Source organism: Lysobacter sp. yr284, assembly GCF_900107375.1.
In the GTDB taxonomy this organism is placed as follows: Bacteria; Pseudomonadota; Gammaproteobacteria; order Xanthomonadales; family Xanthomonadaceae; genus Lysobacter.
In genome coordinates this window covers 557,536-579,676 of record NZ_FNPT01000001.1, presented here as the reverse complement: position 1 = coordinate 579,676, position 22,141 = coordinate 557,536, and the positions used below count along the sequence as shown (strand labels likewise).

15 protein-coding genes are annotated in these 22,141 nt (G+C 70.0%); 7 read left to right on the top strand and 8 right to left on the bottom strand.

Annotated elements, in window-relative coordinates; all coding sequences use genetic code 11:
• Positions 1 to 234: 234 nt before the first annotated feature.
• Complete coding sequence (locus BLV01_RS02360) at positions 235 to 549, top strand: hypothetical protein (RefSeq protein WP_091793680.1); 315 nt, start codon at positions 235 to 237, stop codon at positions 547 to 549.
• 215 nt (positions 550 to 764) lie between these two features.
• Positions 765 to 2,078, top strand: a complete 1,314-nt coding sequence (locus BLV01_RS02355) for a glycerophosphodiester phosphodiesterase family protein (protein WP_091793678.1) — start codon at positions 765 to 767, stop codon at positions 2,076 to 2,078.
• 121 nt (positions 2,079 to 2,199) lie between these two features.
• Here the strand turns inward: BLV01_RS02355 and BLV01_RS02350 are convergent, their stop codons facing one another.
• The 5 genes from BLV01_RS02350 to BLV01_RS02330 all read right to left on the bottom strand — a co-directional run bounded on the left by BLV01_RS02350 (position 2,200) and on the right by BLV01_RS02330 (position 11,664).
• The gene (locus BLV01_RS02350; RefSeq protein ID WP_091793675.1) at positions 2,200 to 3,036 is read right to left on the bottom strand and encodes an NAD-dependent protein deacetylase; all 837 of its coding nucleotides are present in this window, start codon (positions 3,034 to 3,036) and stop codon (positions 2,200 to 2,202) included.
• 92 nt (positions 3,037 to 3,128) lie between these two features.
• Entirely contained in the window at positions 3,129 to 3,566 is a 438-nt protein-coding gene (locus tag BLV01_RS02345) for a hypothetical protein (RefSeq protein WP_091793674.1), read from the bottom strand.
• Between the two features lie 235 nt (positions 3,567 to 3,801).
• A complete protein-coding gene (locus BLV01_RS02340) occupies positions 3,802 to 7,770 on the bottom strand; it encodes a YadA family autotransporter adhesin (RefSeq protein ID WP_091793672.1) in 3,969 nt (1,322 codons plus the stop codon).
• 567 nt (positions 7,771 to 8,337) lie between these two features.
• On the bottom strand, positions 8,338 to 9,102 hold the full coding sequence (locus BLV01_RS02335) for a response regulator transcription factor (protein WP_091793670.1): 765 nt from the start codon (positions 9,100 to 9,102) through the stop codon (positions 8,338 to 8,340).
• A 348-nt stretch (positions 9,103 to 9,450) separates the two neighbouring features.
• Positions 9,451 to 11,664, bottom strand: a complete 2,214-nt coding sequence (locus BLV01_RS02330; protein WP_091793668.1) for a M3 family metallopeptidase — start codon at positions 11,662 to 11,664, stop codon at positions 9,451 to 9,453.
• Between the two features lie 193 nt (positions 11,665 to 11,857).
• On the opposite strand from BLV01_RS02330, the gene BLV01_RS02325 reads away from it, so the two are divergent.
• The 4 genes from BLV01_RS02325 to BLV01_RS02310 all read left to right on the top strand — a co-directional run bounded on the left by BLV01_RS02325 (position 11,858) and on the right by BLV01_RS02310 (position 18,100).
• Complete coding sequence (locus BLV01_RS02325; protein ID WP_091793666.1) at positions 11,858 to 12,271, top strand: VOC family protein; 414 nt, start codon at positions 11,858 to 11,860, stop codon at positions 12,269 to 12,271.
• 78 nt (positions 12,272 to 12,349) lie between these two features.
• Entirely contained in the window at positions 12,350 to 14,422 is a 2,073-nt protein-coding gene (locus BLV01_RS02320; protein WP_091793665.1) for an amidohydrolase family protein, read from the top strand.
• Between the two features lie 745 nt (positions 14,423 to 15,167).
• Positions 15,168 to 17,306 carry a TonB-dependent receptor gene (locus tag BLV01_RS02315; protein ID WP_254782508.1) on the top strand — a complete coding sequence of 713 codons (2,139 nt, stop codon included), beginning with the start codon at positions 15,168 to 15,170 and terminating at the stop codon, positions 17,304 to 17,306.
• 308 nt (positions 17,307 to 17,614) lie between these two features.
• Positions 17,615 to 18,100, top strand: a complete 486-nt coding sequence (locus BLV01_RS02310; RefSeq protein ID WP_091793661.1) for a glutathione peroxidase — start codon at positions 17,615 to 17,617, stop codon at positions 18,098 to 18,100.
• A gap of 167 nt (positions 18,101 to 18,267) precedes the next feature.
• Here BLV01_RS02310 and BLV01_RS02305 read toward each other — a convergent pair whose 3' ends face one another.
• Positions 18,268 to 19,461 (bottom strand): acyltransferase family protein, encoded by a 1,194-nt coding sequence (locus BLV01_RS02305; protein ID WP_091793659.1) that lies wholly within the window; start codon positions 19,459 to 19,461, stop codon positions 18,268 to 18,270.
• 154 nt (positions 19,462 to 19,615) lie between these two features.
• Between BLV01_RS02305 and BLV01_RS02300 the strand changes: the two genes are divergently transcribed.
• Positions 19,616 to 20,539 (top strand): LytTR family DNA-binding domain-containing protein, encoded by a 924-nt coding sequence (locus tag BLV01_RS02300; RefSeq protein ID WP_091794617.1) that lies wholly within the window; start codon positions 19,616 to 19,618, stop codon positions 20,537 to 20,539.
• 36 nt (positions 20,540 to 20,575) lie between these two features.
• On the opposite strand, the gene BLV01_RS02295 is transcribed toward BLV01_RS02300, so the two are convergent.
• Both BLV01_RS02295 and BLV01_RS02290 read right to left on the bottom strand, forming a co-directional pair.
• Positions 20,576 to 21,154, bottom strand: a complete 579-nt coding sequence (locus BLV01_RS02295) for a TlpA family protein disulfide reductase (RefSeq protein WP_175485741.1) — start codon at positions 21,152 to 21,154, stop codon at positions 20,576 to 20,578.
• A gap of 4 nt (positions 21,155 to 21,158) precedes the next feature.
• Positions 21,159 to 21,968: a ferredoxin--NADP reductase gene (locus BLV01_RS02290; protein ID WP_091793655.1), complete on the bottom strand. Its 810-nt coding sequence runs from the start codon at positions 21,966 to 21,968 to the stop codon at positions 21,159 to 21,161.
• Between the last annotated feature and the right edge of the window lie 173 nt (positions 21,969 to 22,141).

Sequence of the window (22,141 nt, the reverse complement as noted above, 5' to 3'; positions counted from 1 at the left end):
GCCGGTGGCCGGTCCGCTGCTCCGCGCGACGTTCGCCGCGCCCTGTGCATCAGGCTTCGCTCGCGCTCGCAGGCCCGCGGACGGGCGGGCGAGCAGGGCGGGAGCCTCGCCCGACAGCGCGACGCGCCTGCCAGGGCGACAGGCCGACGGCCCCGGGGCCGACACCGCTTGGCCGCGGCCGCGGCAACTCCTAGGCTGTGCGCTTCCCCGTACCGGCAGGAGGCCGCGCCGCGCATGGCCATCGCAAGCAAGGGCAGCCGCCGCATCGTCGTCGACGGGCAGGCCTACCGCTGGACGCTGCGGCCGCGGCCGACCTACGCGCAGGGCCTGGGCGCGCCGCTGAGTTTTGCGGTGCAGCAGGCCGGGGCCGGCGAAGGCCAGGTCCTGCATGTCGTCGCGGCCGCGGCGCGGCCGGATCGCTGGCTCGGCGAACCCGTGGCGACGATCGCGCCGGCGCAGGTCGCCGCGGCGATCCGGCTCGGCCTGGCGGCCGGCTGGGCGCCGGCGTCGCCGGGATCGGCGTTCGAATTGCGCCTGCCGGCGCAGTGAGGCGGGCCGGGCGAGCCCGCCGCGTGGCCGAGCGGCGCGGCCGGCTGCGCTGGCGGTTCCCTCAAGCGGGCCTCGCGCTCGCGCCCCGTAGCGGCCCCGCCGCCGCGAGCCGCTGTCGCAAGCCGCCGCCGCAACGGCTGTCATCGGCGCCGGGCACGCTGGGCCCACGGCCGCGTCGCCGTGCATCCCGCTTGCGTACGATCTAGGATTCCCCGATGCCGCATTTGAACGTCCCGCGCCGCCCGTTGGCCGCGCTCGCGCTGCTGTTGTTCGCCGCCGCCGCCGGCGCCGCCGCGCCCGAACGGAAGCCGTCCATGCCCCACGCCTCGCCCCCGACCTCCGCCGCGCTCGGCCAGCAGGGCCTGATCGTGATCGCCCACCGCGGCGCCAGCGGCTATCGCCCCGAGCACACCCTGGAGGCCTACCGGCTGGCGATCCGCCAGGGCGCCGACTTCATCGAGCCGGACCTGGTCGCCACCCGCGACGGCGAGCTGGTGGTGCGCCACGAGAACGAAATCTCCGGCACCACCGACGTCGCCGCGCATCCCGAATTCGCCGACCGCAAGACCACCAAGACCATCGACGGCGAGACCCTGACCGGCTGGTTCACCGAGGACTTCACCCTCGCCGAGCTCAAGACCCTGCGCGCGAAGGAGCGCATCCCGCAGGTGCGTCCCGGCAACACCCGCTACGACGGCCAGTTCCCGATCGCGACGCTGAAGGAAGTGATCGCGCTGGCGAAGCAAGAGAGCCGCGACGGCCGGGTCGTCGGCATCTACCCGGAAACCAAGCACCCGACCTGGTTCGCCAGCGAGGGCCGGCACCTGGACGGCAGCCCGATCAGGATCTCGCTCGGCCAGAAACTGGTCGACACGCTGGTCGCCGAGGGCTTCACCGACCCGCACCGCGTCTACATCCAGAGCTTCGAGGTCGGCAACCTGATCGAGCTCAAGCAGCGCATCCTGCCCAAGGCCGGGATCGACCTGCCGCTGGTGCAGCTGTACGGCGACTTCGAGCGCGACACGCCCTACGACATCGTCTACCACCAGCGCACCGGCGCGGACCTGGCGCGGATCTACGGCGGCCTCGCCCAGGCCATCCCCGGCGGCCTGGCCGCGGCCCGCTACGGCGCGCTGACCGAACCGGCGGCGCTGCGGTGGATGCAGGCGAACTACGTCTCCGGCCTGGGCCCGTACAAGGCCAGCCTGATCGAGCGCGCGCCGCTGCCGGCCAAGCGCGACGCCGACGGCGACGGCCACGCGCTGCTGGCCACGCGCAACACCGGCCTGATCCACCCGCTGCTCGCGCGCGCGCTGGCGCTGGGCCTGCAGGTGCATCCCTACACCGTGCGCGCCGAGGAACCGTTCCTGACCCAGACCGCCAACGGCATCGACCAGAGCGCGCTGGGCGAGGCGCTGCAGCTGTACGGCCTGGGCGTGCAGGGCTTCTTCATCGACAACCCCGACATCGGCGTGGCCGCGCGCAAACTGTTCCTGGAACACAGCAAGATCGCCCCGGTCGCGAAGTAAAACGGTCCCCTGTAGGCGCGGCGCGAGCCGCGACCGCGACAAACCAACTACGCCGTAACTTGCGCCGCAGTCGTGTTGTCGCGGTCGCGGCTCGCGCCGCTCCTACAAGGAGCGAACGCGGCTACGCCAGGGCGGCATCGAGCGTTTCGCCGCAATCGGCTTCCAGCTTCAAGGTCGCGATGGCGTCGGCGCGAGTCACGCCGCGGTTGAGCAGCGCCAGCGGCAGCCCGGCCTCGCGCGCGGCGCGGGCGAAGCGGAAGCCGGAATAGACCATCAGCGAAGAGCCGACCACCAGCATCGCGTCGGCCTGGGCCAGCGACTGCTGTGCGGCGGCCACGCGCGCGCGCGGCACGTTCTCACCGAAGAACACCACGTCGGGCTTGAGCAGGCCGCCGCAGGCGGCGCAGGGCGGAATCTGGAAGCGTTCGAACTCCAGTCCTTCCAGGTCGGCGTCGCCGTCGGGCAGGACGGCGGCGTCGAGGTCGCGCCAGTCCGGATTGCGCTGCGCCAGTTCGTCCTGCACCTGCGCGCGCGGCCGGCGCGTACCGCAGTCCAGGCAGACCACTTCGTCGAGCCGGCCGTGCAGATCGACCACGTCCAGGCTGCCGGCGCGGCTGTGCAGCGCGTCGACGTTTTGGGTGACGAGCGCATGCGCGGGCTCGCGCTGCTGCCAGCGCGCCAGCGCGCGGTGGCCGGCGTTGGGCTGGGCGCGGTCGAACGAGGGCCAGCCGACGAAGCTGCGCGCCCAGTAGCGCGACCGCGCGCGGGCATCGCCGGTGAAGGCGCGAAAATCGATCGGCGGCTTGCGCTGCCATGCGCCGCTCTCGTCGCGGTAATGCGGAATGCCCGAACCGGTGCTGATCCCGGCGCCGGTCAGCACGAACACGTGGCGGTGCGGGCGCAGCCAGTCGCGCAGGCGTTGGGCGGCGTCGTCGGTGGCGGGGGCTTGGGCGTTCATGCGAAGGCAGGGCGCGGCGGTGGGCTGGGCAGGAAATGGGTGCGGCCGGCGGCCAATCCAAGCCTGGCCCAGGCCAGGCGCCCGGCGACGCGCTAGAGATCCAGCCGATGAAGCAGCCTGACCGGCCCGAGCTGCGCGCGCTGTTCGGCGCTGAGTTCGGGCGAGTCGTCGTAGAACAGGCTGTTGTAGTCGTCGCCGAGATAAGCCCGGCCCTGGTCCCAGACCACGCACCAGCCCGGCGCCCGGCCCGGCCCGTGGCGGGTGCCGTCGCAGACGCTGCGGCAGCGCAGCGCCAGCGACAGCGTGCGCGCGATCGCCAGCCCCAGTTCGTAGTCGTCGCCGCCGGCCAGGTTGGTCGCGTGCAGGGCGAACGGAAACTCGCTGGCGTTGCGGTGCAGTTCCAGGAACACCGCCCCGGCGCAGTCGTCGTCGAGCGCGCCCCAGCGCAGCCGCGCCTGCGGCGCGTGCGCGGCGAACGCCGCCGCCACGTCCTCGCGTCCGGGTTGCACCGAGAGTCCCACGTAGAACATGCGCGCCCGCTGGCCGATGGGTTCGGGCGCGATGGTACGGGATCGGGGGTGCGCGGCTTGCGAAGCGGCTCGCGCCGGGGGGCGCCGGTGCCGGATCGCGGCCGATAAAAAGGCCGCCCGGATCGCTCCGGGCGGCCTGGCTTCCCGCGGGCGGGGCGCTCGCGGGTCGCCGGGGGGAGGTCCCAGTGAGAGGTTCAGCGGTGCGGCGACGGCGCGCGTCCTGCGGCCGTCGCGCTCACCACACGATGCCGGCGCCGACGGTCACGCCGACGTCGCCCTTGGAGTTGCTGTTGCCGGACAGCTTGTACACGTAACGCCCGTCCTCGCTGATGGTGGAGATGCCGATGGCGAAGCCGCTCTCGCCGCGGAAGCTGCTGGCGGCGATCGCCGCCATGCTCTTGCCGGGCATGTACGACTGCGGCAGGCCGGCCACCGCCATCGCCGAGGCGACCCCGGCGCTGGCCTTGTCGTCGAGCTGGCCGATGTCGCGGCGCAGAGCGTTGCCCCAGTTGTCGGTGTACTGGTTGGAGGTGTTGATCGCGCGGTTCACCCCGTCGTTGAGCTGCTGCACGTTGACCGCGTCGGTGTTGGCGACGCCGGCGCGGACGTTGCGCACGGCCACCGCCGCGCCGCCGTTGTTGAGCGTGACCTGGGTGGTGTTGACGCTGCCGTCGGGATTGCCGTCGTAGCGCACCGTGCCGGTCTGCGAGGCCTTGAGCTGGGCGACGTTGACTGCGTCGTTGTCCTGGCTGCCGGCGGCGACGTTGACGATCTGGCGCTGCTGGTTGGCATTGCCCACCGACACGCTGTTGGCGCGGTCGGCGACCGCGCCCTGGCCCAGCGCGACCGCGCCGGACGCGCTGGCGCTGGCGCTTTCGCCGAGCGCGACGGCGTTGGTCGCGCCGGCGGCGATGCTGGCGTTGGCGCCGAGCGCGGTGCTGCCATCGGCTTCGACCCGCGCATTGCCGCCGACCGCGGTGTCGTTGGCGCCGGCCGCGTAGCTGTCGCCGCCGATCGCGGTGGCGCGGCTGCCGCCGGCGCTGGCGCTGGCGCCGACCGCGACCCCGCGCGACCCGGCCGCGACCGAGGCGTTGCCGCTGCCGTCGATGGCCACGCGCGGATCGGGCGTGGTCGCCGGCGGCAGGTTGTCGATGCGGTTGTTGATCGTGGTCAGGCTGGCGTCGACCGCGGCGAAGGCGGCGCCGATGTCGCCGTAGCCGGCGCCCTGCACGGTGTAGTTCGGCGCGCCGAAGCTGCCGGCGTTGAACAGCGAGCCGCCGCCGAAGATCGCGGCGATGGAGTCGCCCATCGTCTGGATCTGCCCGCCGTTGATCGCCTGCAGGCTGCCGGCGGCGATCTGCCCGGCGGCGAGGTTGTCGAGCACGGTGCCGGTGCCGGCCGGACCGCGCAGGGTGATCGCGGCGTAGTCGGGGTTGCCGGCGCCGTCGTCGTCGTACTGCACCGCGAAGGCGTTGCTGGCGTTCTGGTTGCCGTCGAGCGCGCTCAGCGCGGCGCCGACGTCGTGGTAGGCGGTGCCGCCGATGGAGTAGCTCGGCGCGGTGAAGGTCCCGCCGGCGTTGAACGCCGCGCCGCCGCCGAACAGGCCGGCGACGCCGGTGCCGAGGTCGAACAGCTGCCCGCCGTTGACGGCCTGCAGGCTCGCGGCGGCGATCTGCCCGGCAGCGACGTTGTCGACCACGGTGCCGGTGCCGGCCGGCCCGCGCAGGGTGATCGCGGCGTAGTTTGGATTGCCGGCGCCGTCGTCGTCGTACTGCACCGCGAAGGCGTTGCCGGCGCTCTGGCCGTTGTCGAGCGCGCTCAGCGCGGCGCCGACATTGGTGTAGGTGTTGCCGCCGATGAGGTAGTTCGGCGCGGTGAAGGTGCCGCCGGCGTTGAACGCGGCGCCGCCGCCGAAGATGTTGGCGATGCCGGTGCCGAGGTTGAAGACCTGCCCGCCGTTGATCGCCTGCAGGCTGTTGGCGGCGATCTGCCCGGCGGCGACGTTGTCGACCACGGTGCCGGTGCCGGCCGGCCCGCGCAGGGTGATCGCGGCGTAGTCCGGATTGCCGGCGCCGTCGTCGTCGTACTGGACCGCGAAGGCATTGCCGGCGCTCTGGCCGTTGTCGAGCGCGCTCAGCGCGGCGCCTACATTGGTATAGGTGTTGCCGCCGATGAGGTAGTTCGGTGCGGTGAACGTACCGCCGGCGTTGAACGCAGCGCCGCCGCCGAAGATGTTGGCGATGCCGGTCCCGAGGTTGAAGACCTGTCCGCCGTTGATCGCTTGCAGACTGTTCGCAGCGATCTGCCCCGTGGCGACGTTGCCGAGCGTCGTGCCGGTGCCGGCCGGCCCGCGCAGGGTGATCGCGGCGTAGTTCGGATTGCCGGCGCCGTCGTCGTCGTACTGCACCGCGAACGCGTCCGCGTTCTGCGCCCCGAGGTCGAGCGCCGCCAACGCCGAGCCGACGTTGCCGTAGGCGTTGCCGCCGATCACGTAGTTCGGTGCGGTGAAGGTTCCGCCGGCGTTGAACGTCGCGCCGGCGCCGAACAGGTTGGCGGCGGCCGTGCCGATGCCGAAGACCTGCCCGCCGTTGACCGCCTGCAGGCTGCCCGCGGCGATCTGCCCGGCGGCGAGGTTGCCCAGCACCGTGCCGGTGCCGGCCGGTCCGCGCAGGGTGATCGCGGCGTAGTTGGGGTTGCCGGCGCCGTCGTCGTCGTACTGCACCGCGAACGCGTCCAGCGCCTGGGCGTTGCCGTCCAACGCGGCCAACGCGGCGCCGACGTTGTTGTAGCCGTTGCCGGCGATGAGGTAGTTCGGCGTGGTCACCGTGCCGTCGAGCGCCACCGTGGCGCCGCCGCCGAACCGCTGCGCGTTCGACTGGCTGATCGCGAACGCCTGCGCGCCGTTGATCGCCTGGGTGCTGCCGGCATTGACCGCGCCTGCGCGGACGTTGGCCAGGGTGGTGCCGCCGGCGCCCTGCAAGGTGACGCTCTGCAGGTTCGGCGAGCCGCCGGCATCGTCGTACTTGACCGCGAACGGGTCGCTCGCGGCGGTGGCCAGCGCGCCCTGCAGCTGGGCCAGGTTGACCGCATCGGTGCCGACGCTGCCGGCGGCGACGTTGCTGAGCTTGCGGGTCGCGCCGGCCGCGCCGATCGACACTTCGCCGGACGAGGTCTGCGGCGCGGCCAGGCCGAACGCCGCGTAGCCGGTCTGCGCGCCGACCGCGGTCGAGGAACCCGCGCCCAGCGCCACGCTGTTGGCATGGGTCGAGGTCGCGCCGAAGCCGAGGATGGTCTGACGGTTGGCGTTGCCGAAGCTGTTGTCGCCGATCACCACCGAGTTGCCCAGGCGCGCGGCGTAGTTGGTGTCCGGGCCGCCGGTGAAGCCGGCCGCGGCCGCGCTGATGGTGGGCAACTGGTGGCGGGCGTTGGTGCCCATGACGATGGTGTTGGAGCCGTTGGCGTAGCTGCCGTCGCCGATCAACACCTGGTTGTTCTGGGCGGCGTTGGTGCGCCAGGTGCAGGCCACGCCGATCACCACGCACGAGGCGTTGTTGTTGTTGCCGGTGTAGTTGCTGTCCTGGAACTGGATGTAGCTGTCGGAATGCACCGCGCCGATCAGGGTGAGGTGGTTGGCGGGCTGGTTGCCGTCCAGGTCGACCGCGTTCGGCAACTGGATCAGGTTGAGGATCAGCGACAGGTAGGAGTAGTTGAAATTGGCGCGGTCGATGGTCAGGCAGCCGGTGCCGAGCAGGCCGCAGGACTGGTAGTCGTTGCCGAGCAGCCAGTTCTGCAGGTAGCTGCCCAGGCCGGGCAGGGTGTTGTTGAGCGCGGGCGGCGGCTCGATGATGCTCATCGGCGAGACCATGCCGCTGTCGAAGGCGCTGGCCGAACTCCAGGTGTCGCGGTTGGGGATGCCGTCGAACACCAGCGGCAGCATCGGCGCGGGGCTGGCGAAGGGATCGGCGTCGGCCGCGATGTTGTCGCTGGACTCGGCGACGGCGGTGGCCGCGGGCGGATCGGCCTGGGCGGTCGCCGCGCCTGCGGCCGGATCGTTCGGTTCGGCCGCGACGGCCGGGCGCGCGAGCAGGGCCAGGGCGATGCAGCCGGCGAGCAGCGAGGCGCGCAGCAAGGCGCTGGCGCGGCGCTCGGGGGTCGGGGGGAAGGGACGGGCGTGACGCGGGTGGCGCAGTTGGCGCTGGGTCATGGCAGCCTCCGTCGGAATCGGCGCAAGCCGACCGGCATCGCAGGCGCCAGGCGCACAGCGCGGCCGCCTCGCGGCCGTCGTCGAATTGTCCTGAATCCCCGATGCCGCGGTCGTCCGGGTTCGCTGGCGCGGACGACGCATCGGCGATTGCAGGCTAGGCAGCGCGCGCGGACAAAGCACTCATGCTGCTTCACGCTCGCTCACGTGTGATCACGTTCGCAGTCGCGCGGTGGGTGTGCGTGAGCGAGGGGCGTCCGCCGGGTCCGCCCGCTGTCGCGCGCGCGACCGCGGATGGTCGGGGTTGGCATGAAGCGCGGCGCTGAAGTCTCTGGATCCCCGCCTATGCGGGATGACGGTGGGGAGCGTTGCCGCGTACGCCGCCTGCCGTCATGCCCGCGAAGGCGGGCATCCAGGACGTCATCGAGGCAGGGCGTTGAAGTCTCTGGATCTGCGTTTGCGCGCGGATCGCAAATCGGTAGCACCGCGCCGCCCGCCGAAACAGCGACGGCGGCCGCAGCCGCCGTCGTGCTTATCCGCATCGCGCAAGCCGCAACCCGGCGGCGCGGCTCAGTTGCTCGCGCGCACGATCGTGCACAGGTAGCCCATTCCGCGCACTGCGCGCAGCGGCAGCGGCAACGGGCTCATCACCGCGACCTTCTTGCGCAGGCGGTAGATCAGCATCTCCAGCCGGTGCGGATCGAAGTCGTAGACGTCGTTGGTCAGCGAGCCGATCAGGCTGTCGTGCGAGACCGGGTGGCCGCCGGCGCCGGTGTTGACCAGGCGCAGCAGCACGCTGCGTTCGGGCGCGCTGAGGTCGATGCTGGCGCCGTCGGGCGTGCGCAGGGTCCAGCCGTCCAGGGCCAGTTCCCATTCGGCCTGGCCGCTGCCGGCGCGCGCGGGCAGCGCGCGCATGTGGTGTTGCAGGCTGTGCATGGCGGTCACCACCGTCGCCAGTCCGTCCAGGTCGACCGGCTTGCGGAAACAGGCGTCGGCGATCTCGTGATAGCCGTCGGACGCGCCGTAGCCGGCGTCGGCGTCGAGCACGATGATGCCGATGTCGGAATGCTGGCGAAGGTGCAGGGCGACGTTGCGCGGGTTGTCGTCGGGCAGGTCGCTGGCGATCACCGCGATGTCGCACGGCGCGCTCAGCAGGTTGCGGTACAGCGCGGTGGCGTTGGCGCACTCGACCACGGCGAACTGGCGGGTCAGCAGCGAATGCTGGATCTGTTGGCGCAGGTTCGGGTCGCGCTCGACCACGGCGACCCGGCGGCTGTTGCGGTGGTCGGCGCCGTTGACGCTGGAGCCGGGGTGGACTGCTGAAATGGCGGCCATCCTGATGTCCCCTGTTGATCGAACTTCAAGCTGTTTTCTTAAGTAGAAACAGTGCCGTCGATATCCAATATCAGGTTAATGGGGGTCCATTGGAATCTAATGTGACATAAATCTTTATTCGCCAAAAGTTCTCTAAAAACAGTCAATTAAAGCTCAATATTTAGATCGTGATAACGCATTGAATGTGGTCCTTGTGCGCTCCAACGCAAGAAGGGCGGCGCACCGGACACGGTACGCCGCCCTTCTTGCGCCGGCCCGGCGCAAGGCCGGTCCAGCGGGTTTCGGCGGGTCTGGCGGCGTCTGCCGGGCCGGCGCGAAGCCGGCCCGGGGCGACCGCGGCCGCCGGGATTACTTGGCCGGCTTGGCCGGCGCCGGCGCGGTCAGGCCGCGGCGCTCCAGCAGCGGCTGGATCTGCGGCTCGTGGCCGGCGAAGTCGCGGAACAGCTGCAGCGCGTCCTTGCTGCCGCCGCGCGAGAGCAGGGTGGCGCGGAAGCGGTCGCCGTTCTCGCGGGTCAGGCCGCCGTGCTGCTTGATCCATTCCACGGTGTTGGCATCGAGCACTTCCGACCAGATGTAGGCGTAGTAGCCGGCCGCGTAGCCGCCCATGATGTGGCTGAAGTACGGGGTGCGGTAACGCGGCGGCACCGGCGGGTAGTAGATGCCGTCCTTCTTCAGCGAAGCGGTCTCGAACGCCATCACGTCCTTCGGCGCCGGCACCTGCGACACGTCGCCGATCTGGTGGTAGTTCTGATCCAGCATCGCCGCGCCGAGATACTCGGTGGTGGTGAAGCCCTGGTTGAACTTCGACGCCGCCAGCACCTTGTCGAGCAGTTCCTTCGGCATCGGCTGGCCGTTCTGGTAGTGCTTGGCGTAGTTGGCCAGCACCGACGGCCAGTCGGCCCACATCTCGTTGACCTGCGAGGGAAACTCGACGAAGTCGCGCGGCACGTTGGTGCCGGAGAAGTAGGGGTACTTCACGTCCGAGAACATGCCGTGCAGGGCATGGCCGAACTCATGGAACATGGTGGTGACTTCGTCCCAGGTCAGCAGGGTCGGCTTGCCGGCCGGCGGCTTGGGGATGTTGAGGTGGTTGGCCACGATCGGCAGGGTGCCGAACAGCTCGGACTGCTCCACGTAGGAGTTCATCCACGCGCCGCCGCGCTTGGAATCGCGCGCGTACATGTCGGCGATGAAGATCGCCAGCTGCTTGCCGTTGGCGTCGAACACGTCGTAGACGCTGGTGTCGGGGTGGTACAGCGGCAGGTCGGTGCGCTGCTTGAACTTCAGGCCGTAGAGCTGGCCGGCGGCGTAGAACACGCCGTTCTCGAGCACGTTCTTCATCTCGAAGTAGGGCTTGAGCTCGGCTTCGTCGAAGGCGAACTTTTCCTTGCGCACCTTCTCGGCGTAGAACGCCCAGTCCCACGGCTCGAGCTGGAAGCTCTTCTCGCCCTTGGCGGCCTGTTCCTTGTCGATCATCGCCTGCAGGTCGGCGGCTTCGCGCTTGGCGTTGGCGACCGCGGCCGGGGCGAGCTGGCCGAGCATCTTGTTGACCGCCTCGGGCGACTTGGCGGTCTCGTCTTCCAGCACGTAGGCCGCGTAGTTCGGGTAGCCCATCATCTTGGCGCGTTCGGCGCGCAGGGCCACCACCTTGGAGACGATGGCGGTGTTGTCGTACTGGTTGCCGCGGCTGCCGCGGATCACCGAGGCCTTGTGCAGCTTCTCGCGCAGGGCGCGGTTGGTCAGGTCGGTCTCCGGCGGCTGGCCGGTGGTGTTGAGCAGGGTCAGCAGGTACTTGCCATCGAGCTTGCGCGCCTTGGCCGCTTCGGCGGCGGCGGCGATGCGCTCCTCGGACAGGCCGGCCAGCTCTTCCTTGGTATCGACGACGATCGCCGAATCCTTGACCTCGGCCAGCACGTTCTGGCTGAACTTGGCGTCGAGCTCGGCCAGTTCGGCGTTGATCGCCTTGAGCCTGGTCTTCTGCGTCTCGTCCAGGTTGGCGCCGGCGCGGACGAAGGTGGAGTAGTAGCGCTCGATCAGGCGTACGCCTTCGGCGTCCAGCCCAAGCGATTCGCGCTTGCCGTACAGGTCCTTGAGCCGTGCGAACAGCTTGGCGTTGAGGTGGATCGCGTCGCTGTGCACGGCCAGCTTGGGCGCGTAGGCCTGCTGCAGCTTCTCGCGGGCCGGATTGGTGTCGGTGCCGACGAGATTGAAGAAGGTGTAGATCGTCCGGTTCAGAATCTGGCCCGAGCGCTCCATCGCCAGGATGGTGTTGTCGAAGCTAGCCGGCTCCGGGTTGTCGGCGATCGCCGCCATTTCCTTGAGCTGGTCGGCCATGCCGCGATCGAAGGCCGGCGCGAAGTCGGCGTCCTTGATCTTGTCGAACTGCGGGTAGTGCAGCGGCAACGGGCTGGCTTGGAAGAACGGGTTGGCGCTCGGCTGGGCGTTGGGGGCGGTCTGGGTCACGGCGTTTCCGGTCTTGGCCTGGGCCTGGGCATTGTGGGCCAGGCTGGGAAGGGTGGCGAACAGGGCCACGGCCAGCGCTGCGGCGAGCGGGTGCTTCATGTCTTCAACCTCGTCAAAGGGAACCCCGAAGCCTACCCCATGGGCCCGGGGGCAGCCCATGACGAAAGGCATGGGCCGACGCCGCGGCGGCCCGGGGCGTGCGCGAACCGGCAGATCGCGCATGACCAACCGCCCGGGCCGGCGCCAACCGGCGCGGTTTACACTCCGGGCACTTCACGCCGGGAGCAGTGGAATGAACCAGTCATCGCAAGGCGGCGCGAGCGCGCCGGCCGCGCAGGCGTTCGTGCCGATGATCCACGTCGCCAGCGTGGCGCGCTCGATCGCGTTCTACGAACTGCTCGGCTTCGCCATCGGCAACGTCCACCGCGTCCCGCAGTACGGCGACGAGTTGATCTGGGCCTGGATGCAAAGCCCCGCCGGCGCGCAGATGATGCTGGTGCGCGCCGACGGGCCGGTCGACGACGGCGTCCAGGCGGTGCTGTTCTACGTCTATTGCGACGATGTCGACGGCATGCGCGAACGCGTGCTCGCCGCCGGCTTCGAAGCCGGCCCGATGGGCTATCCGTTCTACCGTCCGCGCGGCGAGTTCCGCTCGCGCGATCCGGACGGTTATGTGCTGATGATCACCCACAGCCAGGACGACTGAGCGCCTGCGCCGGTCCGTCCCGGTTTTCCCGTTTGCTTCCCCGATCTTCCACCGCAACACTCAGCCGAGTCCGTGCCGATGACCCTTGTGCGCCCGCGTAATCCCCGTCCGACCTCCCTCGCCGCGCGCGGCCTGGCCCTGGGCCTGTTGATGAGCCTCAGCGTCACCGCGCTGGCGGCGCAGACCACGCGCTACCTGGCCCTGGTCGACGGCGGCAAGCAGGCCGGCCAGCAGGTGGTGACCCGCGCCGACGACGGCACCACCACGGTCGAGTTCGTGTTCAAGGACAACGGCCGCGGCCCCGAGCTGAAAGAGACCTACACCCTGGCCGAAGACGGCACTTACCGCACTTACGCGGTGACCGGCACCTCGACCTTCGGCGCCAAGGTCGAGGAAAGCTTCCAGCGCGACGGCGACCGCGTGCGCTGGAAGACCAAGTCCGACCAGGGCGAGATGCCGGTGTCCGGCACCGCGCTGTATTCGCCGCTGGGCGGCGCCCCGGCCGGCCTGTCGGTGGCGCTGGGCGCGCTGGCCAAGCGCAGCGACGGCCGCTTGCCGCTGCTGCCGGGCGGCAGCCTGAGCTCGCGCAAGCTCGGCGAGGCCAGCGTCGTGCGCGACGGCAAGCGCCAGACCGTGCAGCTGTTGGCGCTGACCGGCCAGGGCTTCACCCCGAACTTCGTCTGGGCCACGGTCGAAGCGCAGCCGCAGGTGTTCGCGCTGATCTATCCGGGCTTCCTGCAGTTGATCCAGGACGGTTGGCAGGCCAACGCCAGCGACCTGGAAACCCGGCAGAAGGCCGCCGAGGGCGAGTTGCTGGTCGACCTGCGCAAGAAGCTCGGCCACGATTTCGCCGGCGCCACCCTGATCCGCGACGTGCGCGTGTTCGACAGCGAGAAGGCGGCGCTGGGCGCGCCGACCGACGTGCTGGTGCGCGACGGCAAGATCGTCTCGGTCGGCAAGGCCGGCAAGGACGTGCAGGCCGCGCGCATCGTCGACGGCAAGGGCAAGACCCTGCTGCCGGGCCTGTTCGACATGCACGGCCACGTCTCGCGCTGGGACGGCGGGCTCAACATCGCCGCCGGCGTGACCACGGTGCGCGACATGGGCAACGACAATGCGACCTTGCAGCAGATGATCGGCGAGATCCAGGGCGGCACGCTGATGTCGCCGAACGTGGTCCCGGCCGGCTTCATCGAGGGTGAGAGCGACTACTCCGCGCGCAACGGCTTCGTGATCAAGAACCTCGACGAAGCCAAGAAGGCGGTGGACTGGTATTCCGAACACGGCTACCCGCAGATCAAGATCTACAATTCCTTCCCCAAGGCGGTGCTGCGCGACACCGTCGCCTACGCCCACGGCAAGGGCATGCGGGTGAGCGGCCACGTGCCGGCGTTCCTGCGCGCGCAGGACGTGGTCGACCAGGGCTTCGACGAGATCCAGCACATCAACCAGTTGATGCTGAACTTCTTCGTCGACGACAAGACCGACACGCGCACGCTGCAGCGCTTCTACCTCGTCGCCGAAAAGACCGCCGACCTGGACCTGGATTCCAAGCCGGTGCAGGACTTCATCCAGACCCTGGCGACGAAGAAGATCGCGATCGACCCGACCCTGGCCACGTTCGAGTTCCTGCACCAGCGCGAGGGCGAGCTGTCGCCGATCTTCACCGCCGTCGACACCCACCTGCCGCCGGACGTGCAGCGCGGCCGCCGCGCGGCCGAGATGAACATCCCCGACGACGCCACCTGGCAGCGCTACAACAAGTCCTACGACAAGCTGGTCGAGTTCGTCGGCCGCGCCTACAAGGCCGGCGTGCCGCTGCTGGCCGGCACCGACGAAGTTCCCGGCTTCACCCTGCAGCACGAGCTGGCGCTGTACGTGCGCGCCGGCCTGACCCCGGCGCAGGCGCTGCAGGTGGCCACGCGCGACGCGGCCAAGGTCGCGCGGGTCGACGGCGACCGCGGCTCGGTCAGCGCGGGCAAGCGCTCGGACCTGATCCTGGTCGACGGCGATCCGACCCGCGACATCGGCGACATCCGCAAGATCGCGCTGGTGCTGCAGGGGCAGACCGCGTACTTCCCGAGCGAGGTCTACGCCGAGCTGGGGGTGAAGCCGTTCGCGCCGGCGGCGAAGGTGACCGCGGCGAAGTAAGCGCTGCGGGCGCGGGGCGTGCCCGTCGCTTCGGTTGCTCCGCCGCGGCCCGGTCCGGGCTGCGGCGCAGAGCCGGCCGGGCAGACGCGCGGCCGGGCAGGGGGCAAGCGAGATCGAAAGGGATTGCGGCGTTCGCCGGAACTACGGCAAGGGGAGCAGGACGGCGAGTCTGCTGCGCTGCGCTTCTGCGAGCCCCGCGATCCCGGCGGATGCCTGGGGCCCGTCACATTCCAACCTCGTCGTTCCGGCTGATCCCCAGGCCCGTCGCCTCGACCCCGTCATTGCGGCGAACGCCGGAACCCGTCTTGATTTTTCGCCGTCGCTCCTCGTCCCGGCAAACCTATGACCCGGCTGGCTTTTTCGCCGCATCGCCGGTTCGAGCACAGGCTCTTTAATGATTTGGTAACATCCGCCGGCCAATGAGCCGACCACGGCGCGGGCCGATCCGCGTCACGACCGCCAAGGGGCGGTCCGATCGACCTTCGCCGTCCAGCGCTCGCGTCCCATCCCCCGTAGCCAGGGAGCGACGTCGCGGCGGTTTCCCAAGCACTGGCGCCCCACGCGCCGTCCACCGAGAAACCCGTCCATGCCCAAGCACCTTGGTGCTCTCCGCCGCCGTACCCTGCGCAGCCACAAGCTCGCGCTCGCCGTCGGCCTGACTTTCGCTTCCTGCGTCGCCGTCGCCCAGGACGCCGCGCCCGCCGCGGCGCCGGCCGAAGGCGAGGCCAAGACCCTCGACGCGCTGATGGTGACCGCCCAGCGCAAGGTCGAGCGCGCCAAGGACGTCCCGGTCGCGCTGACCACCGTCGACCGCGAGAAGCTGCACGTGCTCGGCTCCGGCGGCGGCGACATCCGCTTCCTGTCCGGCCGGCTGCCCAGCCTCAACATCGAATCCTCGTTCGGCCGCGCCTTCCCGCGCTTCTACATCCGCGGCCTGGGCAACACCGACTTCGACTTGAACGCATCGCAGCCGGTGTCGCTGGTGTACGACGACATCGTGCTCGAGAACCCGCTGCTCAAGGGCTTCCCGGTGTTCGACCTGGAGAACGTCGAACTGCTGCGCGGCCCGCAGGGCACGCTGTTCGGCCGCAACACCCCGGCCGGCGTGGTCAAGTTCGAATCGGCCAAGCCGACCCGCGACCTGACCGGCTACGGCCAGATTTCCTACGGCACCTACGGCACCACCAACTTCGAAGGCGCGATCAGCGGCCCGCTGGGTCAGAACTGGTCCGGCCGCGCCTCGGCCATGTACCAGCGCCGCGACGACTGGGTCGACAACACCCACCCCGGCGCGCCCAACCGCAAGCTGGAAGGCTACGACGAATCCGCGCTGCGCCTGCAGCTGCAGTACGACGGCAGCGACACCTTCCACGCGCTGTTCAACGTGCACGCGCGCCGCCTCAACGGCACCGCGCGCCTGTTCCGCGCGATGCTGTTCAAGAAAGGCACCAACGACCTGTTCGACGGCTTCGACGTCGACAAGGTCGGCATCGACGGGCGCAACTTCCAGAACCTCAAGACCCACGGCGCCAGCGCCAAGCTGAGCTGGGACCTGTCGAACGAACTGACCCTGTACTCGATCACCGGCTACGAGTCGGCCGAATCGCTGAGCCGCGGCGACATCGACGGCGGCGTCGGCGCGGCGTTCCTGCCGGGCGGCAGCACCCCGGCCGGCATTCCGTTCACCGCCGAGTCGGCCGACGGCCTGCCCGACCACCGCCAGTGGACCCAGGAATTCCGCCTGGAATCCAACTACAGCGGCCCGTTCAACTGGCAGGCCGGCCTGTTCTACTTCGACGAAGACATCACCGTCGACAGCCTCAACTACGACACCCTGGCCGGCGGCATCCAGGCCGGCCACGCCCAGCAGAAGCAGCGCAACAAGGCCTGGGCCGCGTTCGGCTCGGTCGAGTACGCGGTCACCGACCGCTTCAAGCTGCGCGGCGGCCTGCGCTACACCCAGGACAAGAAGGACTTCGCTGCCAGCGTGCTGCAGAGCGCGCCGTTCGGCGCGCCGGTGTCGGGCCCGTTCAAGGTCAAGACCGACGTCGACGACGTCAGCTGGGATATCAGCGGCGTGTTCCAGGCCACCGACGAGGTGAACCTGTACGCCCGCGTCGCCAAGGGCTTCCGCGCGCCCAGCATCCAGGGCCGCCTGCTGTTCCAGACCCCGCCGCAGCCTTCGGTGGCCGATGCGGAGAAGGTGATTTCGTACGAGGCCGGCATCAAGGCCGACCTGTTCGACAAGCGCGCGCGCCTGGGCGTGGCGCTGTTCCGCTACAACGTCGACAACCAGCAGATCAACGCAGTCGGCGGCGCGCTGAACCAGACCATCCTGCTCAACGCCGACAAGACCGTCGGCCAGGGCGTGGAGGTCGACCTGGACGCCTATGTCACCGACAACCTGATGGTGACCTTCGGCGCCAGCTACAACGACACCGAGATCAAGGACGCCAACTTGTTCGTCGCCCCGTGCGGCGGCGGCTGCACCGTCACCGATCCGCTGGTGGTGCGCAACGGCCAGACCCTGGCGGCGATCGACGGCAACCCGCTGCCGCAGGCGCCCAAGTGGGTCTACAACCTGACCGCGCGCTACAGCGTGCCGCTGGCCAACGGCAACGAGTTCTACGTGTTCACCGACTGGGCCTACCGCAGCGAAGTGAACTTCTTCCTGTACGAGTCGCGCGAGTTCCGCGGCAAGTCGCTGACCGAAGGCGGCCTGCGCGTGGGCTACATGTGGGACAACGGCCGCTACGACGTGGCCGTGTACGGGCGCAACATCCTCGACGATGTGCGCGCGGTCGGCGGCATCGACTTCAACAACCTGGTCGGTTTCGTCAACGACCCGCGCATCGTCGGCGTGGAGTTCAAGGCGCAGTTCTGATCGCGCCCCGAACTTCGCGAGCGATCGCAGCGAACGGCCCGCTTCGGCGGGCCGTTTTTTTTGGGCACGGGGCTGCTCTTGTAGGAGGGCCTTCAGGCCCGACGCTCTTGTGCCAGATCGCCGCGACCTGCGACAAGAGCATCGGGCCTGAAGGCCCTCCCACAAAAGCACGGCACTGGCCCCTCGGGACCCGACCGCGGTCACCGAAACGAACCGTGACCGCAGTGGCCGTCCGCGCCGCGCGCCGGGCAGAGCCCGCGCCGACGCGCTATCGTTCCGCCATCTCCCCAGCGACCGCGAGCGCCGCCATGACCACCGCCTACGATTTCTCCGCCGTCGACATCGACGGCCGCGACCAGTCGCTCGACCGTTACCGCGGCAAGGTGCTGCTGATCGTCAACGTCGCCTCCAAGTGCGGCTTCACCCCGCAGTACACCGGCCTGGAAAAACTGCAGCGCGACTACCAGAGCCGCGGCTTCGACGTGCTCGGCTTCCCCTGCGACCAGTTCGGCCACCAGGAGCCGGGCGACGAGGCCGAGATCAAGGAGTTCTGCGCGCTGACCTACGACGTGAGCTTCCCGATGTACGCCAAGATCGACGTCAACGGCGACAAGGCGCATCCGCTGTGGAAGTGGCTCAAGGACGAGAAGGGCGGCTTCCTCGGCATCGACGCGATCAAGTGGAACTTCTCCAAGTTCCTGGTCGGCCGCGACGGCCACGTGCTCAAGCGCTACGCGCCGACCGACAAGCCCGAGTCGATCGCCGCCGACGTCGAGAAAGCGCTGGCGGCCTGACGCCACCGGAATTGGCGCCTGCTCCAAGCCGTCATCCCCGCGAACGCGGGGATCCAGAGACTTCAGCGTCATGTCTCGATGAAGCCCAGGGTGCCCGCGTTCGCGGGCATGACGGCGGCCACGCGCGACGCCCGGCGGTTGCGACGCATCATGAAAGGTTGCGCACCTCAAGCCGGCTTCGGCGCCGGCGCCGAAGCCGCGCCCAGGCCCGCCGGCACGCGCTGCCTGCGCGCCTTCAAGCCGAAGCACGGCCGCAACAGCGGCACCCGCCGGACGATCTCGTGCAGTACGAAGCAGCCCGCCACGGTGCCGGTCAGCACGATCGCCGGTTCCGCGACCGGGCCGAACTTCAGCGGCAGGATCCAGTAGGCGATCAGCACGATCAGGCTCTGGTGCAGCACGTACCAGGGATAGACCGCCTCGGTCGCCCACGGCAGCCAGCGCAGCGGCCGGTTCAACAACTGGTGCGACCAACCCAGGATCGCGCACAGCGCGGTCCAGATGTAGACGCTGCGCAAGGTCCAGATCAGGTACTGCACGCCATCGGGCACGTCTTCCGGCAGCAGCGTGATCAGTGCGAGGTAGGCTGCGAACAGCAGCGGCGCCAAGGCCAGCGTGCGCCGGCGCAGCCGGGTCAGTTCGGACCACAGGCCGGCGTCGTTGCCGAGCCAGTAGCCGTAGAGGAACACGGTGAAATAGATCGCGTGGCGATGCCAGTCGTGGATCAGGTCGCCGGTGTCCTGGAAATGCGGCTGCAGCAGGATCGAGAACAGCGCCAACGGCAACGCCGGCAAGGCCAGCAGCGTCCAGCCGCGCAACGAGGCCAGCGCGGCCTGCAGGCGCGAGCCGGCGCGGCTGCGCAGCAGCGGCAGCAGGGCGGTCAGGGCCACGGTGTAGACCCACAGGTAGGCCAGGTACCACAGGTGGTTCCAGGTGAAGCCGTACTGCCAGCCGTCGAACGCGCCTTGCGGCCACGGCCTGAACTGGTAGTAGCGCAGCAGGAAGGCGCCGAAGCCGGGTTCGACCAGGCCGTTGGCGACGCCCTGGGCGTACGGCTGGATCGGCACCACGAACAGGCAGCCGAAGGTCAGCGGCAGCAGCAGGCGCCAGCTGCGCTGCGCCAGGAACCGGCCCGCGCCGGTGCCGCGCAGCAGGAAGTGCACCGACAGGCCGGAGATCAGGAAGATCAGGTCCATGCGCCAGCGGTTGACCAGCAGCATCGGCCACTGCAGGCCCTCGGACAGGTGCGCGCTTTTGAGGTGCCAGCCCCAGTCGGCGACGTAGAGCATGGCGCAGTGGTAGAGGATCAGCAGGCAGAAGGCGAGGGCGCGCAGTGCGTCGATGTCGTAGCGGCGTTGCATGGTCGGTCCGCGCTGGGAGGAGGGGCGAACCTTGCCGGTTCAACCACTTGCGCGGCGCCGCGGGGTGACCGGACGGGGCGCGGCGGGGACGGGACGCGGCCCGCGGGGACGACCGGTTGCCGTCCCGGCCCGCTCGCGGGCGAGAATGCGCGGCATGAACGTCGAAGCTTCCGCGGCCCTCGCCGCCGTCCCGCCCGCCGCCGCCGCCGAACCCGCGCGCGGCGCCTGGGACCGTTACCGACCCTGGCGCCGGCCGGTCGAGATCGCTTTCTGGGTCGCGCTGTTCGCGCTCAACGCCGCCGCCGGCACCCTGACCTCGATCATCGACATCCACCGCTACGGCCTGGACATCCCCGACTGGGCGCCGCTGGTGTGGGAGACCAGCAGTTGCGCGACCGCGCTGGCGCTGGTGCCGGCGCTGGTCTGGTTCACCCGCGAGGTGCCGCTGCAACTCGACGGCTGGCGGCGGACGCTGGCCCTGCACCTGCTCGCCAGCGTGGTCTGGTCGGTCCTGCACGTGGTCGGCATGGTCGCGATCCGGCAGGCGGTCTACGCCAGCGTCGGCGAACGCTACGAACTGGGCGGCTGGGGCATCAACCTGGTCTACGAATACCTCAAGGACGCGCGTTCCTACGGCTACATGGTGCTGTGGATCGAAGGCTACCGGCTGCTGCTGCGGCGCCTGCAGGGCGAAGCCAGCGTGCTGGCGCCGCCCGACGATCTGCCTGAGCCGGCCCAGCCCGAGCGCCCGGAGCGCTTCCTGGTGCGCAAGCTCGGCAAGGAGTTCCTGGTCGCGGCCAACGAAGTGGAATGGCTGCAGGCTTCGTCCAACTACGTCAACCTGCGCGTGCGCGGCCGCGACTATCCGCTGCGCAGCACGATGGCGGCGATCGAGGGCCAGCTCGATCCGGGGCGCTTCGCGCGCGTGCACCGCAGCTACATCGTGAACCTGGATTGCATCGGCGAAATCGAACCGCTGGAGAGCGGCGACGCCCGCATCACCATGCGCGACGGCAGCCAGGTGCCGTGCAGCCGGCGCTATCGCGCGGCGTTGCGGCGCGAGCGGCGGGCGGGGTGAGCGGTGCGCGGCGGGCGAGGCCGCCGCGCCGGCGCTTCATTCGCCGGGCTTGCGCGCGGCGTGCGGCGGCAGCAGCGGCGCCAGTTCGCGCACGAACTGCTCGATCTTTTCCGGCGAGTAGCCGCGGTGTATCTGCACCAGCTTGCCGTCGCGGTCGACCACGAACAGGTTCGGCACGGTGCGCACGCCGTAGTAGCGCGCGGCGCTGCCCGGGTCGCGGATGAAGTCCAGGTCCAGGCCCGGGTTGAGGCGCAGGAACGCGTCGTAGTCGCGCTGGGGCTCGTTGAGGTTGACCGCGATCACCTGCAGATGCTCGCGTCCGACCGAGCGCTGCAGGGTCGAGAGCATCGGCAACTCGCGCCGGCACGGCGCGCACCAGCCGGCCCAGAAGCTGATCACCACCGGCTTGCCGCGATAGTCGCTGACCTTGACCGGGCGGCCGCGGCGGTCGAGCCCGAGGAACTCCGGCGCGGCGTCGCCCAGCGCAGGCGCGGCGGACGCGGAACGGGCCGGCGGCGCCGTCGCGGGCGCCGCGGCGGGCACGGGCGGCTGCGCGAACGCGCCCGCGCCGGCCAGCGCGAGCGCCAGGCCGGCGAGCGCCGTCAGCCGGCGCACGCGTTCACTTCTCGACGAATGCGCGCTCGAACACATACTGCCCCGGCGTGCCGATGCGCGGCGCGGCGACGAAGCCGCGGCGGTCGAGGATCTCGCGGAAGTCGGCGAGCATCTGCGGGCTGCCGCAGATCATCGCGCGGTCGTGTTCGGCGTCCAGCGGCGCCAGGCCAAGCTGCTCCATCATCCGGCCGCTGTCCATCATCTGGGTCAGGCGGCCGCGCTGGTCGCGGCCGGCGAAGGCGAAGTCCTGGCGGGTCACCGCCGGGTAGTACTTGAGCTTGGCCGCGATCTGCTCGCCGAGGAACTCGTGCTGCGGCAGTTCGTTGACGATGTAGTCGCGGTAGGCCAGGTCCTGCGCGCTGCGCACGCCGTGGCAGAGCACGACGTTCTCGAAGCGCTCGTAGGTTTCCGGGTCCTTGATCACCGACAGCCACGGCGCGAAGCCGGTGCCGGTGCCGAGCAGGTACAGGTTGCGGCCCGGATGCAGGTCGTGGATCAGCAAGGTGCCGGTCGGCTTGCGCCCGACCAGCACGCTGTCGCCGGGCTGGATCGACTTCAGCCGCGAGGTCAGCGGGCCGTTGGGCACCTTGATGCTGAAGAACTCGAGCTGCTCCTCCCAGTTGGCGCTGGCGATCGAATACGCGCGCAGCAACGGCTTGACCACGCCGTTCTCGTTCGCCACCTGCAGGCCGATCATCACGAACTGGCCGTTTTCGAAGCGGAAACCGTCGTCGCGGGTGGTGGTGAAGCTGAAGTAGTCGTCGGTCCAGTGACGGACGTCCAGCACCGTCTCGGTGCCAAAGGCGGAGGACATTGCGCGGTGAGGTGTCGAGCGGGGCGGCCATTGTACTCGATTGGATGAGAGCGATTCTTATCTGGGTGCGGGAAAAGCGGGGAAGGGCGCAATCGGTGCGCGCCGGCAGCCCGCCGCGCCCGCGTCGCGCCGGCGAACCGGCCGCTGCCGCCAGCGCCCGCCGCTTTCACTCC

Coding starts and splice junctions, on each gene's coding strand:
- BLV01_RS02360 (WP_091793680.1), top strand. CDS start 235: ATGGCCATCGCAAGCAAGGGCAGCCGCCGCATCGTCGTCGACGGGCAG.
- BLV01_RS02355 (WP_091793678.1), top strand. CDS start 765: ATGCCGCATTTGAACGTCCCGCGCCGCCCGTTGGCCGCGCTCGCGCTG.
- BLV01_RS02350 (WP_091793675.1), bottom strand. CDS start 3,036: ATGAACGCCCAAGCCCCCGCCACCGACGACGCCGCCCAACGCCTGCGC.
- BLV01_RS02345 (WP_091793674.1), bottom strand. CDS start 3,566: ATGTTCTACGTGGGACTCTCGGTGCAACCCGGACGCGAGGACGTGGCG.
- BLV01_RS02340 (WP_091793672.1), bottom strand. CDS start 7,770: ATGACCCAGCGCCAACTGCGCCACCCGCGTCACGCCCGTCCCTTCCCC.
- BLV01_RS02335 (WP_091793670.1), bottom strand. CDS start 9,102: ATGGCCGCCATTTCAGCAGTCCACCCCGGCTCCAGCGTCAACGGCGCC.
- BLV01_RS02330 (WP_091793668.1), bottom strand. CDS start 11,664: ATGAAGCACCCGCTCGCCGCAGCGCTGGCCGTGGCCCTGTTCGCCACC.
- BLV01_RS02325 (WP_091793666.1), top strand. CDS start 11,858: ATGAACCAGTCATCGCAAGGCGGCGCGAGCGCGCCGGCCGCGCAGGCG.
- BLV01_RS02320 (WP_091793665.1), top strand. CDS start 12,350: ATGACCCTTGTGCGCCCGCGTAATCCCCGTCCGACCTCCCTCGCCGCG.
- BLV01_RS02315 (WP_254782508.1), top strand. CDS start 15,168: ATGGTGACCGCCCAGCGCAAGGTCGAGCGCGCCAAGGACGTCCCGGTC.
- BLV01_RS02310 (WP_091793661.1), top strand. CDS start 17,615: ATGACCACCGCCTACGATTTCTCCGCCGTCGACATCGACGGCCGCGAC.
- BLV01_RS02305 (WP_091793659.1), bottom strand. CDS start 19,461: ATGCAACGCCGCTACGACATCGACGCACTGCGCGCCCTCGCCTTCTGC.
- BLV01_RS02300 (WP_091794617.1), top strand. CDS start 19,616: ATGAACGTCGAAGCTTCCGCGGCCCTCGCCGCCGTCCCGCCCGCCGCC.
- BLV01_RS02290 (WP_091793655.1), bottom strand. CDS start 21,968: ATGTCCTCCGCCTTTGGCACCGAGACGGTGCTGGACGTCCGTCACTGG.